The sequence below is a fragment of the Aestuariibacter sp. A3R04 genome (assembly GCF_018860805.1).
Classification (GTDB): Bacteria; Pseudomonadota; Gammaproteobacteria; order Enterobacterales; family Alteromonadaceae; genus Alteromonas.
In genome coordinates, this window is the sequence record NZ_JAHKQR010000001.1 from 180,156 (window position 1) to 193,868 (window position 13,713).

Consider the following 13,713-nt stretch of genomic DNA (forward strand, 5'->3'; position numbering starts at 1 on the left):
CCGTCGGTAGGCGTACTTTAACAGCTTATGCGTTGGGTTCTTCGCCAGAATTGTTGCGCAAATAGCCCGCTGCATCTTCATCTTCTTTCAGGGTAATTTTACCCTGATTTGCGTCACTACTGTGGGCGCGGGTTTGCTGGTTTACTTGATGGATAACGCTGGCGCTTTGTAAGTCAGCTTCATTGGTAATAGATGCGATAGATTCGCGCTTTTTGAGAAAGTCCTTTATCTCACCCACAATGCCTTTTAATTCATCATCGTTTTTTGTCATGCCCATAAGAAACCGTGGGGTTTCCAGGTTATTGACACCACTGGTCGCGAAAATCGAACTGTAAATTCTGGTTGTAATGATCCATGGCGTAATAGAACTTTTTACCAATACATTTTCCGAACGGGTTGAGTCGTGAATTGACATGCCCGTGGAGAATTTAGACTCGTTAAACGTGCCTTCTGCCTTCACGTACATCAACATAGATTCAAACTTCATTTCTCCCCAAAACAAGTGTGAAGCGTTGTTGAGAATGTTGCCCGCTGCACTAAAAGCCATCCAGGCAAAGCAGTACATTAACGCACTGCTGATAATACTAAACAGCGCAATAATGTGCGCTTCGGACAGGTTGCCGCCGGTGAAGCGCAACGTAGCATCTCTTACTAAACTGATGGCATCGGCTACTTCCAGTACGAGTAAACTTAAAAACAGGTAACCCAAAAGTACGCAGGCCTGGGCTAAGATGGAAGGAAGTATTTTTTGCGCAGTTTTTATTTCGCTGCCTTTTTCCTGAGCGAGTCGCGGTTGGGTTTCAATTAGTAACTCGCCGTCGAAACTGCCCTTGCCATCAGTTTGCTCCTTGAGTTTCGGATCCAGCTCCCGATAAATGCGGTTGGGAATTTCTTTATACCGGCGATTTGCCAGCACAATGTTCTCAAGGTTGATAAATATTTCATTTGGATGAACGGATTCCTGGAGGTTTTCCCGGTATTCGCTGACCTCAGTTTGCGGAGTTACGCCATGCATTCTCGAAAGCAGTCCGGGTAATACCCCCGCCACTACCAGAACCATGGTAAAGCCGAGAATGGCCAGGTTTTTCCATGCACTGAAAACACCGTACTTTTCAATTGTGGCTGCCAGTTCTTCCGTCGACATAGGGATGACTGAATCCAGCCCAAACCCCACCACAACGGGTATTAGAATAGACAGTGCAATGAGTAAGGGGACTGACACTCCAGAGGCTTTTTGCAGCTGAGTATTTTTGCGACTGCTAATGGCAGTGCCAGCAGAGAACCACAACTTGAGTAAGTAAATTAGTAGCGCCAGTGACAGTACAGGCATAGCCAAGAGTTGCGCTTTTTCACCGGCAAGACCAGTGGACACAATGAATGTGACAATGAGAAACGATATCAGCGCTGCGGTGAAGCTAATCGCAAGGCTGCCCATTTCCTGCGCCAGGTTTCGCAACGGATGAGGTAAGAATGTCAACTTGGGAAAAACGGAATGTAACAGTCTGGCAATCCAGCCAAGGGGCTCGAGAAAGGTCGCGTTTTTTCGCCCCATCAGCATGGCGTGAAGCTGCTTGTCGTCGTATAGCACCACGCGCTGTTCAGCCTGAGCTGCATCGTGTTCCGAGCGGGAGCGGTTGTATGCCAGTGACGTGGGCACAGAACGACCGACAAAATAGCGAAATAACTGGAAAATCCCCACACCCAAATGCCGGCAGCCTGCGGCCAGCAACACAAAACCGAGAATGGCATAGGCGTAAGCGTACACCGGATTTGCTTTTAAGGCGCCCGCAACCATGAGAAGGGGAATGACACCACCGATAATCAATACTGCGCCGGTGACAGAACGAAGTTTTCCTTCGGTTTTAAAGGGGTTTTTTATGCCTAACGTTTGGGAGCCAAAATCGTATGCCATATTGAAAGTCCTTTTAACAACATCTCGGGTAAATGCACGGAGAACATACCCTTTGCAGGGTTTTTCTGCTCACAAGAACAGGTTTGTTAGTGTATGCCGCTACTGCTGTAGAAACAATAATGTTTTACTGAGTATCGGTTTATCTGTTTGTTATTACGCTGAAAAATCGTGACAACGCTATTGTCACAGCCCATCATTTTGACGGTTGCCGGGTGCTTGACATAAAAAAACGCAGCCTGGCTGCGCTTCCATAACACTCGTAATGCAATGCTATTTTTATTGGGTAAACGCAACGGAAAATGTTACGGGAACGGCCAGGGTGATACTGTTTAGTTTGGCCACATCCTGAAGTGCTTTTACGCCGCCTTCGAGTTTGAACGATGATGCGCTTATTACCGTTGGGGCCGTCGTCGCTACGGTAAGGGTGTTGTCATTCAGTTTATTTACTACTACCTGGAATGTGGCCGGTGCTGTTACACCGTGCAGGTTAATCTCACCTTCCACCGATGTCGTTTTACTTTGACCTGCGGCCATTGATATCAGCTCGTCTGGTACGGTTGCAGAAAAAGTGGCGTTAGGGTAACTACTTGTTTCAAATAGCATTTCCTGCATTCGTGTATCACGAATATCAATATTGGTATTTACGCTACTAAGTGGTACGGTGACGGTGAGTTTGCCCTCATCTGATACATTGCCCTGGAGGCGGTCAAAGCTGTGAACTTCGGTCACCTGGGCATTTTTAGTGGTAAGGAAATTGAGACTGGAAGCATCAGTATCCAATGTCCAGGCTGCCGATACCGGCAGTGCAACACAGGCAGACAAGGCCAACAACGCGCGTTTAATCATTATTCCTTCGCTCCTTTTTCATACTGAACAATATCCTGCCAGGGAACCCGTTGGTCTCCCAACACGATAAAGTCGGGGTTTTCCAGCGTATTACGCTGGTTGTAAGTAAGTGGCTCAAAATTAGCAGCAAGAATACTGCCACCGGCTTCAGAAACAATGCATTGAGATGCGCCGGTATCCCACTCTCCAGTTACGCCCAGACGCATAAATACGTCTGCTTTGCCTTCGGCGATAAAACACGATTTTAACGAGCAACTGCCCAGCGGAAGGGTTTGATACACCCGCTTGGCAGACATTCGCGAAAACACTTTATCTCTTGACTGGCGACGGCTAATCGCAATCATTACCACACTGTCGTGAGGGTCGTCCAGACGCCTGACATGGATTTGTTTCTCTTCATCGGGACAGGACTTGAATGCGCCTTTGCCTTTACTGGCGTAATACAGCGACTGACCCGGAGGCCAGAATATCACACCGATGACCGGCTCGTTGTTTTCAATTAGCGCAATGTTGACGGCGAAATCGCCACTGCGGGCAATAAACTCCTGTGTGCCATCGATGGGGTCAATCAGCCAGTAGCGCGTCCATTCGCTGCGCTCCGCCAGGTTCGCATGTTTGTTTTCTTCAGAAAGAATGGGAATATCGGGGGTGGCGGCAAGCAACCGTTGATTAATAATATCGTTGGCAAGGTAATCTGCACTGGTTACGGGCGAATCATCGTCTTTGGTGTAGGCGTCAAAATCGCCTTTGTCATAAACAGAAAGGACCGCTTCGCCAGCTTCTACAGCCACTTCTTTGGCCAATGCCAATAGTACTTCGGGGGTGTCATCAGGCATGAGATTTGTGCTCCTTTAACCACTTCTGAGCCAGAAATAGGGCGGCAATACAGCGAGCTTCGGTAAAGTCTTTCCGGCCGAGGAGTTCATCGGCCTGGCACAGTGGCCAGTTAATTACTTCCAAAGGCTCAGGTTCGTCACCTTCAAGAGATTTTGGAAATAAATTCCTGGCTACAACAATTGTCATTTGTGCATTAAAAAACGTAGGCGCCATACTAACGGTGTGAATGACGTGCAATTCACTGGCTGCGTAGCCAGCTTCTTCCTGCAGTTCACGGTTGGCCGCTTCAATTGGGGTCTCGCCGGGGTCGATGAGTCCTTTGGGAAACCCAAGTTGATAGTCGTGGGTGCCAGCTGCATATTCGCGAATGAGTACCATAGTGTCGTCATCAAGCATGGGCACAATCATTACTGCGCCCCGGTTGCCCCCCGCCATTCTTTCGAACTGGCGTTCTTCGCCATTGGAAAACGTGAGATCCAGCCGCTCAACCTTGAAAAGCCGGCTACGGGCAACTATTTCTCGGTGCCGGATTTGAGGTAATGTTTTGGCGGAATCTATTTTACTCATGTTTATCCGTTACAACTTTCGCTATGATTACTATCAATACTTAAGCTTAATGTATTTGAAGGAAAATCGCTTGCCATTTCTGCCTTGGGACGAAATAGATACGGTTCTGCTCGATATGGATGGAACCTTACTCGATCTCCGCTTCGATAATCACTTTTGGATCGAACACTTGCCGAAAAAAATCGCCGAACGGACGATGCAGCCGGTGGATGAAGTGAAATCTACCATGATGGCACACTATCAGCGGGTATTTGGTCAGATACAGTGGTATTGCCTTGATTACTGGGCAGAACAACTAGACATGGACATCATGGCGGCAAAACGGGAAGTGGAACACCTTATTTCCATGCGGCCTGATACCCTGCCCTTTTTGGATGCATTGCACGACAGCGGCAGACAGGTTGTATTAGTGACGAATGCCCACCCCGACAGTTTGTCTTTGAAAGTTGAACACACGCAACTTGATGCGCACATAGATACCCTTATCTCTACCCACGAATTCGGGGTCACAAAAGAATCTCAATCCCTGTGGCATCAGTTGCAGGAAAAATTGGGCTTCGAGCCTCACAGAACACTGTTTGTCGACGACAGCCTTCCCATTTTACACGCCGCACAAAAATTCGGCATTGGGCACTTACTCGCAGTGAATAACCCTGATAGCCAGCTACCCCATCGGGACATAGATGATTTTCCCGCGGTAAGTGATTACCGAACGATGGTGAACGAAATTGTGTCTCACCCAGTGAAGAGGACGTCATGACGGTTTGTGTTGTCGGGTCGAAAAACCCGGTAAAAATGAATGCAGCTAAAGTAGCGTTAGAACAATCTTTACAAGGCGCTGTCCTGAAAGTGGTAGGGCAAGACGTACCTAGCGGTGTGCCGGATCAGCCTATGAATGGGAGTGAAACACGGGAAGGCGCTATTAATCGCGTGAAGGCCTGTGTCGCAGGCGCCTCCGAAGAAGCTCGGCATAGACATTGGTTTATCGCTATTGAAGGTGGTGTTGACTTGTTCGAAGACGGGCCTGCTACGTTTGCCCATGTAGCGATTTACCACCGGGGGATTTGGTCTGTAGGTCGAAGTGCAAACCTGCCGTTGCCCGGTAAGGTATATCAAGCGCTTGTGGACGGTGGTGAGCTTGGTCCGGTCATGGATGCCATGTTCGATACTACGAATATAAAACAAAAAGGCGGCGCCATTGGCCTTTTGACGAACCATCTGGCAACCCGACAAAGTGTTTACGAACAAGCGATTTTGCTGGCAATGGCAAGGTTTAATCACCCTGAGTTGTACGCGGAAGACTAATTGTCCACTGATCTCCTTCCTGGGATACTTGTGCGCCGGTTAGCGTTTCGACACTTTTTAAAAACGCCTCCGGGTTAGACAGGGAAAACGTACCGGATAAGGATAGGTGCGCCAGTTCATTGTCACCGATACGTATCGTTTTTTGCTGGTATCGGTTAAAGGAGTCTATCGCAGTCTGAAGGGGCGTGTGGTCAAGTACGATGTGCTTGTGCTGCCAATCGGGAATACCTGCTTTTAATGGCGTTTTCAGGCGATATTTTTTCAGCTTCCCGCCTTGATAGGTTAGTCCCCAGCCCGCTTCCACGGGAGCGTGATACAGCATTGCACTTTGAATTCCCACCGTGCCTTCATAGACTTCTAACGTCCACTGGCGCTCTCGTTTTTCTACGGTATAGGCGGTGCCAAGTGCAGTGAATGAAAATCCTTCATCAAGGGAAACGAAAAAAGGTCTTTGCGGATTGGGTTTTACATCGGCGAAAACCCGGCCCTGTAATAGGGTAATTGCTCGCTTTTCGCCTTCAAACTGCCATTCTACCCGAGTGCTTGTGTCCAGCGTAAGGTTGGAACCGTCGGGAAGCGAGACGTGAGAAACATCACCAATGGTGGTTTGAAGACGGTTAGCGGTATTCATTGCCATTGGGTTTTTCTCCGGCATAGTAACGAATAAGCACATAACGACCGCTGCTGCCATCGCGGCAACGCCAGACATTTTTTTCCATTGAAACCGTCGGTGTGTCTGTTTCTCAGGAAGGGGGAGTAGGTTTTTGGGGAGTGAGCCGGCAACCAGAAAGGTATGTGCAACCTCTTCAAATGCGCGCTGATGCGCAACATCACTGTTGAGCCATTGCCTAAAACTTTCTGCATTGGCTTCTTGCGGGTTTTCGTCAATGGCCAACACCCAGAGTGTAGCCTCACTGAGTTGGTGCTGAGAAGGGGCGTGTTCGCGATTACTGGTTGTCACGTTCTATTCGCTTTGTTGTCAATATCAGTAGAGCATCCCGCAAGTGCTTTCTTACACCGGCAATGGTTAGCCCGCACGTTTTAGCTATTACATCATAGGATTTATTTTCTATTCGGTGCAGAAAAAATACTTGTCTGCACTCCGCAGGTAATGCAGACCAATCCTGGATCATACATTCCAGCGCCTTTTGTTCAGATAGTCTGGTTTCAGGATCATTGTACGCAGAGGCCACCGGTGGAGCGACATCATCAATATCAACCAGATCCGGACTGCGCAGGGATTGCCTGAACCTGTCTGTCATCAGGTTGACTAGCATGGTGCGAAGATAAGCTTCTGTACAGCGCAGGGTGGCGAACTTATCATTTCGCTGCAGTCGAATGAATAATTCCTGTACCAACTCGTCGGCATCGGCACCGGAGGCGCCTTTTGCCAACGCTATGCGACGTAGCGTGGCTGCGTGCTGCAAATACAACTGAGTAAGCGCAGCATTGCGTTTGTCCGGTGTCGTGCTTTTTTGTTCAACGGGTAGGTCAGAGGCGAAAAGCACGCGCTGCTTCCTCCAGTGCTTTCGCAACCGTTAACATGTCTTTGTCACTATTGTAGTAACTCGGTGTAATGCGCACACAACTACCACTGGCCAAACCATCGCGATGAACGGTAAAAATGCCATGATTTTCGAGTAAATAACTGACGATTCTGCGATTGTCTTCCGACGACGTTTTGTTGTGCAAACGAAAGGCCGTTATTCCCCCGTAGCACTGGGGGTCGTTTGGCGTAAGGATGTCGATGGCGCTGATGTGACTAATCGCGTTTACCCAGAGGTTCCGGAGGTATTTCAGTCGAACCTCTTTGGCATCTGCGCCTATCCAGTCATGAAAGCGGAGTACTTCAGGCACGGTAAGAAAGGCAGCGAAATTGCTCGTTCCACTGTGGACTCTGCCCCAAATCGAGTCGCTTTGTTCGGGAGAGGCAGACATATTGGGAGCGATGTCATGCAAACGCGTCCTGTTGACATACATAACGCCTACTCCAATTGGTGCGCCATACCATTTATGCATGTTAAAGCCGATAAAATCCGCCTCGAGATCGGACGCAGTCAAGTTGATTTGGCCCCAGGAATGAGCTGCGTCGACGATGACGTCCACCCCTTTGGATTTTGCTATTTTGGCAATGGCAGCCACGGGAATAACTAACCCATTGCGATGACTTAAATGAGTGAGCAATAAGAGCTTACAGGCGGGGTTTTGAGTTAACATGTGCGAATAATACGCCACTATGTCGTCACTGTTGGTGACAGGTGGAAGGGCAAATTTCACCGCCTTCGCGCCTGCGGTACGCGCTTTAGCGTCCATCGCAGCCTGCATGGCATCGTAGTCCACATCCGCATACATTACAGCGTCTCCCGGTTTGAGCAACCGGTAATTAGCAATAAGATTTTGCAGCGCTTCCGTTGCTCCACGGGTAAAACAAATTTCCTCCGGGCTTACCGCAAGTCGTGCGGCAACACTATGCAAAATTGGCTTCAGTTCCGACCAGTATTTTCTTCTGGAATAGTATGAATTGTCCTGGTTGACCCGTGCGGTATGAGAAAAATACGACTGCATTACCGGCGACGCCATGATCCCCCAATTGCCGTTTTCTACATTAACAATATCCCGTTTAACCTCGTAATAACTTGCCACCTTTGCCCAAAAAGCTTCATTGGAAGCAATATCCCTGGGGGCCTCGCTGTGTGGCGCGGGGAATTTTACGTCAGCCATTGTCGAAAACGGCATCGCGGTGGCTAACGAGGTTGATGCCAGGGTGGTGGCGAGAAATTGCCTTCTTGAAAATCGGGTCATGGAAACTCTCTGATTAATAACCGTAATGGAAACAACAGCATGTAGCCTTCCAGACTACATGCTGAATATCTCAGTAAAATGACGGATAAGATTAAAATGCCACGTCTAATCGCAATGAGTAACTTCCACCGTCCGTATCGTATGGCGCATTTCGGGAATAAATCAGACCCCGGTTAGCTTGAAACGTCGCTTCATCAGGATAGCTATCAAATAAGTTTTCGATGTTGGCACTCACCTTTACCATTTCTGAAAACTGATAATTCACCCCGACATCTACAAAAGCTTCTGCACCAAAGTCCTGATAGATATCGCCGTCGCTGTTACCAGAACTGTCAGTCCATTTCCCGTAATAGCGAACGCGAGCCAGGTAGCTCCAGTCGCCACTGTGATATGTGGCACTGACATTGGCGGTGTGTTTGGGTAGACGATCTTCAAACAGGGTTCGCTGTGTTTCGTTTTGTGCTACGTTTCCGCTGAGTACTTCTGTTTTGTTGTAGTTGTATGCTGCAACAAGACTAACTTCTCCCGATGACACTTGCCAACGTTGACTCACAACAGCGTCCAGCCCCGTGGTTTTCGTATCAAAATCGTTTTGATAGAAATTCACGCTGGTAATACTTTCTGCACCGGTAACACCAAGGTTAATCAGCGCGTTGCGTTCATCTGCTGTCAGAGAGTAAGTGGATGATGTGCCGAAGCGGTCTTCAATTTCTACCCGGTAGAAATCCAGAGATGCCGTTAGTCCTTTTTCTCCCTGGTAAGTGACGCCTACAGACACGTTGTCTGATTGCTCTGGGGTCAGAGAAGAAATATTTGCGTCAGCGCGTTGGTTTATTATTTCGGCAATGGGACCTTCCGGGCTATAGCGACCACGGGTGAACACTTCTAACGTATTGGTATCCAGGCCCTGAGATACGCGTTCACTGAAAAGCTGGCCCGGCGTTGGCGCCCGGAAACCAGTAGAGTATGTCGAGCGCAAAGCGATATTTTCAGTTACGGCGTAGCGCGCAGAAATTTTACCGTTTGTACTGCTCCCAAATACCGAAAAGTCCTCATATCGACCTGCGATGCCCAAGGTTAGGGCGTCGGTTAATTCCGATTCAATATCCAGGTAGATGGCGTAGCTGTCTTGATCGAATTCACCAGCCTGTGCAGGACTAAAACCAAAAAAACCGTTTGAGCCAGATGGCAAGCCTTCCGAAGCGGCTGGACCAACGGTATAAGATGCTTCATCCCCAGTAGACACCTTATACGTCTCTTCACGGTACTCCGCGCCAAATGCTATGTTAATGTCGCCGCTGGTGACATTGGACGACAGGACATATACACCGTCCGCATTGATTGTAGTCTCGTCCTGGCTAAGTGAGCCAGCGTAAAATGCAGTCGGGCTGGTCGATCCCAGCGATGCATTAATCGTATTGGACAAGAAGTAGTCTATCTCATTTCCCCCGGCGCTGGCCGACAGGTCCCAGCTAATATCACCGATACCGCCTTTTACACCCGCATAAAGACTGTAATCAGTGTCTTCCTGTCCAAACTGGGGAGAAAACCCCGCCGGATAAATAGCAAGTAAATCGAAATCCGGGTAAGCAGTGCTTTGGTTAAATACACCAGATTCCGGATTTCGCCAGTTAAAATCTGACAGCCCTTCGCCATCATTATAGGTACCATAAAAATAAATGGCACTTGTGTCTGAGATGTCGTACTGACTGTTAAAGGCAAAACGAACAGCTTGACGCTCTGGCTGACCCCAATCCTGAACCGGATTTCGAAGCGTTATTTCAGGGTGTGCATCTTGATAGGCAATTGCATCAGGTCGTTGACGGGATCTTGCTGTGCGATCTGCATCATAGTACTCAGCAGAAAGTGTGAGATAGCCGCGGTTGTCCAAATGCCAGCCAGCTTGCGCTCCTGCTCGATATGCCGTGCCATCACCTTCGTAGTACTGGGAGAATTGGGTAAATGCTTTGTAGCCTTCCCTGTCATCGAGGATAATGTTGATGACACCTGCGATAGCATCAGAACCATACTGAGCTGAAGCGCCATCTCGAAGAACTTCAATCCGTTTTATGGCATAGGAAGGTATTGTTGCTAAATCTGCTGATTGCGCGCCATTCGAGCCCAGCAGCGCTGAACGGTGAAGGCGCTTGCCGTTGATCAAGACTAACGTGTGATCTGACGACAGGCCTCGCAGACTCGCCGGGCGCACGAATACCTGGCCATCGGCCATTGGTAATCGCTTAACATTAAACGACGGCACAAGTTGCGCCATGCTGTCGAGTAGATCTTCAGACATGGTGTCGTTGAGGGTATCGCCAGATATCAGATCGATTGGTGCCATAGAATCGAACGCGGTTCTATTTGACTGGCGTGTACCGGTAACAATGATACTTTCTACACTTTTTACAGCGTCGCCCGTGGTTTCAGCAAAGCCGGAAGTGGGCATCAGTTGCGATGCAATGGCAACGGCGCAAGCCGATCGAATAAAAGTCGTTTTCATGAGGTGTCCCAGGTTGAGTAATGTGTTCAATACCCTAGACGTCCCTGTTCAATGAATCTGCGCAACGATGTGAAGGTTTCACAAAACCTTCATAAAAATGGGGTCAGAAAGTAAACTCGCTTCTGAGGTAATAAGCCCCACCATCAGTATCATAAGGAGCGTTTCTGGAATACTTCAGGCCGCGATTCGCTTGTAATGTCGCTCTGTCAGGATAGCTGTCAAACAGGTTTTCGATACCCAGGCTCAGGGATTATTGCGGGCTTGGAAACCAGGTGACGGACGCATCAAAGAGGTGCAGTGCGGAAAAGGTTTGAAAGCTCTCTTCGTTGGGGCTGACCTGGTCTTGCCAGCTACCGATATAGCGCCAGGTCAATACACTTTCCAGCTTGTCGAGTTGCCAGTGTACTGATAGACGCCCCTTGGTTTTGGGTTGACCGTACTCTTGCAATCTGGTTTGTGCTGGGGTAGTGACGGAGCCTTGATGTGATACCGAGGTGTGATTGATATTGAATGCACCCTGTACACTGACTTTGCCCACCGCCGTGTAAAATGCGTGTCTGGCTACTATGTCCAGACCATCAGAAACGGTGTTATTCAAGTTTTGAAAAAAGGTGGCCGAATTAATTGGGTAGTCGAGATTTTTCATTTTTGCAGATGCAAGTGCTTGCTCGTCCATGCTTAGTTCGAATGCAGGAGAGGTACCAAAACGGTCGGACACAATAATGCGATAGTAATCTGCATTGATTGAAGTCAGGCGGCCAAATCTATACCCCACACCAGCACTCAGGGTCGTGGATGTTTCTGGGCGAAGAGGGTTAATTGAGACGTCTGCCCGCTGAGATAATATCTCTGCCAGCGCACTTTTCGGTGAAAATCTGCCACTGGTGTTAACCCTGTCAAACTCTGCGTTGAGACTTTGTGATGTGCGTTCAACGGAGCGTTGTCCTGCGCTGGGTGCGCGGAATCCATTTGTCAGGTTAGCCCGAAACGTCCAGCTTCCAGCTCCTTGGTAACCTATCGACAATTTACCTCGTACAATATTATTGTAGTCGGAGTTGTGTTCGACTCGGATTGCGGCACCAGTTACGATAGTGTGAGGCCAGTGGATGTTGAGATCTGCATATGCTGCAAGACTCTGTTGGGAAAATCGGCCAGCTTGAGCATCTGAATAGCCGGGAAATCCATTAGCGCCCGCTGGCAGGCCGTAAATGGCGCCTGGCCCAACCTGCCAAGACGCAGTATCACCGGCTGTGACCTGATAGTCTTCGATCCGCGATACCATGCCCATGGCCAGTGACGCGTATTGCCAGTATGCGTTGCCGGAAAGTGGATAGCGATAGTCAATGTCAGCGGTCCACTCACGTTGAACGAGTTTACCAGGTGCAAAGGAAGTTGGGCTGGCGGGTCCAAGAGAGGCGTTAACCGTATTGTCGATAAAATATGCAATTTCATTTTTCCCTGCTGTGCTACTGATATCTAAATGAACGTCAGAAGGCGAGACGTGTTTCTTCCCAATAGTTATTGAAAGATCAGTTTCTTGTTGACCAAAACGTGGGGTAAAACCGGCAGGATATCGTTGAGTCAGCTGATAGTCAGGAAACGCTGGTACGTCGGTAAAAATAATATTGGTGTCAGGGTTGCGCCAGTTGAAATCAGATTCGCCTTCAGAGCTGGATAGCGTGACAAAGCTATACCACTCGCTGTGCTCGCTTGTTTTCAGGCGTCCGGTCAATGCGGACTGCAGGCCTTTTCTGGCCGGTTGACCCCAACGTTGCACGGGGTTAGCCAAGTTTATTTCAGGGTGGGCATGCTGGAATGCAACCGCATCTGCAGGCTGCACGGAGCGCGATGTAGGGGCATCTTTATAGCCCGCGAGTACCACGGATAGTTTTAGGTTTTCCATGGCTTGCCAGCCGTGACGAAACTGGAGGTGATGTGACGTGCCGTCTCCTTCGTAATACTGTCCGGTTTGATATTGAAAGGAGGTGCCAGTGGATTCGTCCAAAATAACGTTTATAACGCCGGCGATGGCATCAGAGCCATACATTGCAGAAGCGCCGTCCCTTAGCACTTCTATTCGTTTTATGGCGTACAGGGGGATGTGAGACAAATCTGTGGGTTGCCCATTGGCGGTTTCGATAAACGCTGAGCGATGTCTGCGCTTTCCGTTGACGAGCACAAGAGTGTGATCAGAATTTAGCCCACGTAGACTATATCGACGATTGAAAATTTGTCCGTCGCTAAGTGGGAGTCTGAATGCAGTATAACTGGGAAGTTGCAGGGCCAGGCCATCCAGCAAGTCCACAGAGGCCATATTCATAGGTGAACGGATAACATCTACCGGTGACAGTGCATTGTGAACAGTTACGTTACCGAGTCGGGTGCCCGTTGCGATAACCTCATCCATTATTGGATGTGGTGTCGGTTCTGGCTCAGAAACTATTTCGCGCGTTGTTGGCATTATCACAAATGTTCGTTCCGCAACTTTACTCACAGCTAGCGACGATGCCTGGAGGAGCTGTCTAAGCAGAGATTCAGTATCTTTGTTATTGTTAACCTCCGGGTGGTGGAACGAAGTCAACGTCTCAGCGTTGTAGAGAATATTAACTTGCCTGAGGGATGAAATTTGCTCCAGCGTCACAGTAATGTCGGCAGCTGGCCACGACAGGGGCTCCTGCGAACACACAGAAAAGCTAATGCAACTGAGAAACAGAATCTGGCGGAACAACACACAATTCGTCGGTAAGTTAACTTCATCAGGTATGGTAAAAGATTCAGTTCATCTTATTGGCGAATTTTTTGTGACATTTTGCCGAGACAAGCTTGGTGAAAAAGACGCCAACGATAACCGTATACAGCCCGGGTAAACTTCAAGTGAAATGTAACTTACACCGTGAAATTCTTTTTCACACCATGAAGATTATGGTCAGTAAATCGCTGCGTT

Annotated in this window: 11 protein-coding genes; 2 read left to right on the forward strand and 9 right to left on the reverse strand. The window is 48.8% G+C overall.

Annotated elements, in window-relative coordinates; genetic code table 11:
- Positions 1–25 precede the first annotated feature (25 nt).
- The 4 genes from KO518_RS00810 to nudE form a co-directional block, all read right to left on the reverse strand.
- The gene (locus KO518_RS00810) at positions 26–1,912 is read right to left on the reverse strand and encodes a hypothetical protein (RefSeq protein WP_216023910.1); all 1,887 of its coding nucleotides are present in this window, start codon (positions 1,910–1,912) and stop codon (positions 26–28) included.
- A gap of 276 nt (positions 1,913–2,188) precedes the next feature.
- A complete protein-coding gene (locus tag KO518_RS00815; RefSeq protein ID WP_216023911.1) occupies positions 2,189–2,758 on the reverse strand; it encodes a YceI family protein in 570 nt (189 codons plus the stop codon).
- Positions 2,758–3,594 (reverse strand): 3'(2'),5'-bisphosphate nucleotidase CysQ, encoded by an 837-nt coding sequence (gene cysQ, locus KO518_RS00820; protein WP_216023912.1) that lies wholly within the window; start codon positions 3,592–3,594, stop codon positions 2,758–2,760. The genes KO518_RS00815 and cysQ overlap by 1 nt, the downstream gene beginning before the upstream one ends.
- The gene (gene nudE, locus KO518_RS00825) at positions 3,587–4,162 is read right to left on the reverse strand and encodes an ADP compounds hydrolase NudE (protein ID WP_216023913.1); all 576 of its coding nucleotides are present in this window, start codon (positions 4,160–4,162) and stop codon (positions 3,587–3,589) included. The genes cysQ and nudE overlap by 8 nt, the downstream gene beginning before the upstream one ends.
- Before the next feature lie 70 nt (positions 4,163–4,232).
- Between nudE and yrfG the strand changes: the two genes are divergently transcribed.
- Together yrfG and yjjX are read left to right on the forward strand one after the other, a co-directional pair.
- On the forward strand, positions 4,233–4,922 hold the full coding sequence (gene yrfG / locus KO518_RS00830; protein WP_216024384.1) for a GMP/IMP nucleotidase: 690 nt from the start codon (positions 4,233–4,235) through the stop codon (positions 4,920–4,922).
- The gene (gene yjjX, locus KO518_RS00835) at positions 4,919–5,467 is read left to right on the forward strand and encodes an inosine/xanthosine triphosphatase (RefSeq protein ID WP_216023914.1); all 549 of its coding nucleotides are present in this window, start codon (positions 4,919–4,921) and stop codon (positions 5,465–5,467) included. Before yrfG ends, yjjX begins: the two co-directional genes overlap by 4 nt.
- On the opposite strand, the gene KO518_RS00840 is transcribed toward yjjX, so the two are convergent.
- From KO518_RS00840 to KO518_RS00860, 5 genes are all read right to left on the reverse strand, one after another.
- On the reverse strand, positions 5,436–6,428 hold the full coding sequence (locus KO518_RS00840; RefSeq protein ID WP_216023915.1) for a FecR domain-containing protein: 993 nt from the start codon (positions 6,426–6,428) through the stop codon (positions 5,436–5,438). The genes yjjX and KO518_RS00840 overlap by 32 nt on opposite strands.
- The gene (locus KO518_RS00845) at positions 6,415–6,975 is read right to left on the reverse strand and encodes an RNA polymerase sigma factor (protein WP_216023916.1); all 561 of its coding nucleotides are present in this window, start codon (positions 6,973–6,975) and stop codon (positions 6,415–6,417) included. Before KO518_RS00845 ends, KO518_RS00840 begins: the two co-directional genes overlap by 14 nt.
- Positions 6,959–8,269: an aminotransferase class V-fold PLP-dependent enzyme gene (locus tag KO518_RS00850; protein ID WP_216023917.1), complete on the reverse strand. Its 1,311-nt coding sequence runs from the start codon at positions 8,267–8,269 to the stop codon at positions 6,959–6,961. Before KO518_RS00850 ends, KO518_RS00845 begins: the two co-directional genes overlap by 17 nt.
- Before the next feature lie 91 nt (positions 8,270–8,360).
- Entirely contained in the window at positions 8,361–10,769 is a 2,409-nt protein-coding gene (locus KO518_RS00855) for a TonB-dependent siderophore receptor (protein ID WP_216023918.1), read from the reverse strand.
- A gap of 250 nt (positions 10,770–11,019) precedes the next feature.
- Positions 11,020–13,230, reverse strand: a complete 2,211-nt coding sequence (locus KO518_RS00860) for a TonB-dependent siderophore receptor (protein WP_216023919.1) — start codon at positions 13,228–13,230, stop codon at positions 11,020–11,022.
- Positions 13,231–13,713 lie beyond the last annotated feature (483 nt).

Excerpts from the sequence above, each read along its gene's own strand:
- KO518_RS00860 (WP_216023919.1), bottom strand. The coding sequence starts at position 13,230 with ATGCCAACAACGCGCGAAATAGTTTCTGAGCCAGAACCGACACCACAT.
- cysQ (WP_216023912.1), bottom strand. The coding sequence starts at position 3,594 with ATGCCTGATGACACCCCCGAAGTACTATTGGCATTGGCCAAAGAAGTG.
- KO518_RS00815 (WP_216023911.1), bottom strand. The coding sequence starts at position 2,758 with ATGATTAAACGCGCGTTGTTGGCCTTGTCTGCCTGTGTTGCACTGCCG.
- KO518_RS00855 (WP_216023918.1), bottom strand. The coding sequence starts at position 10,769 with ATGAAAACGACTTTTATTCGATCGGCTTGCGCCGTTGCCATTGCATCG.
- KO518_RS00810 (WP_216023910.1), bottom strand. The coding sequence starts at position 1,912 with ATGGCATACGATTTTGGCTCCCAAACGTTAGGCATAAAAAACCCCTTT.
- KO518_RS00850 (WP_216023917.1), bottom strand. The coding sequence starts at position 8,269 with ATGACCCGATTTTCAAGAAGGCAATTTCTCGCCACCACCCTGGCATCA.
- nudE (WP_216023913.1), bottom strand. The coding sequence starts at position 4,162 with ATGAGTAAAATAGATTCCGCCAAAACATTACCTCAAATCCGGCACCGA.
- yjjX (WP_216023914.1), top strand. The coding sequence starts at position 4,919 with ATGACGGTTTGTGTTGTCGGGTCGAAAAACCCGGTAAAAATGAATGCA.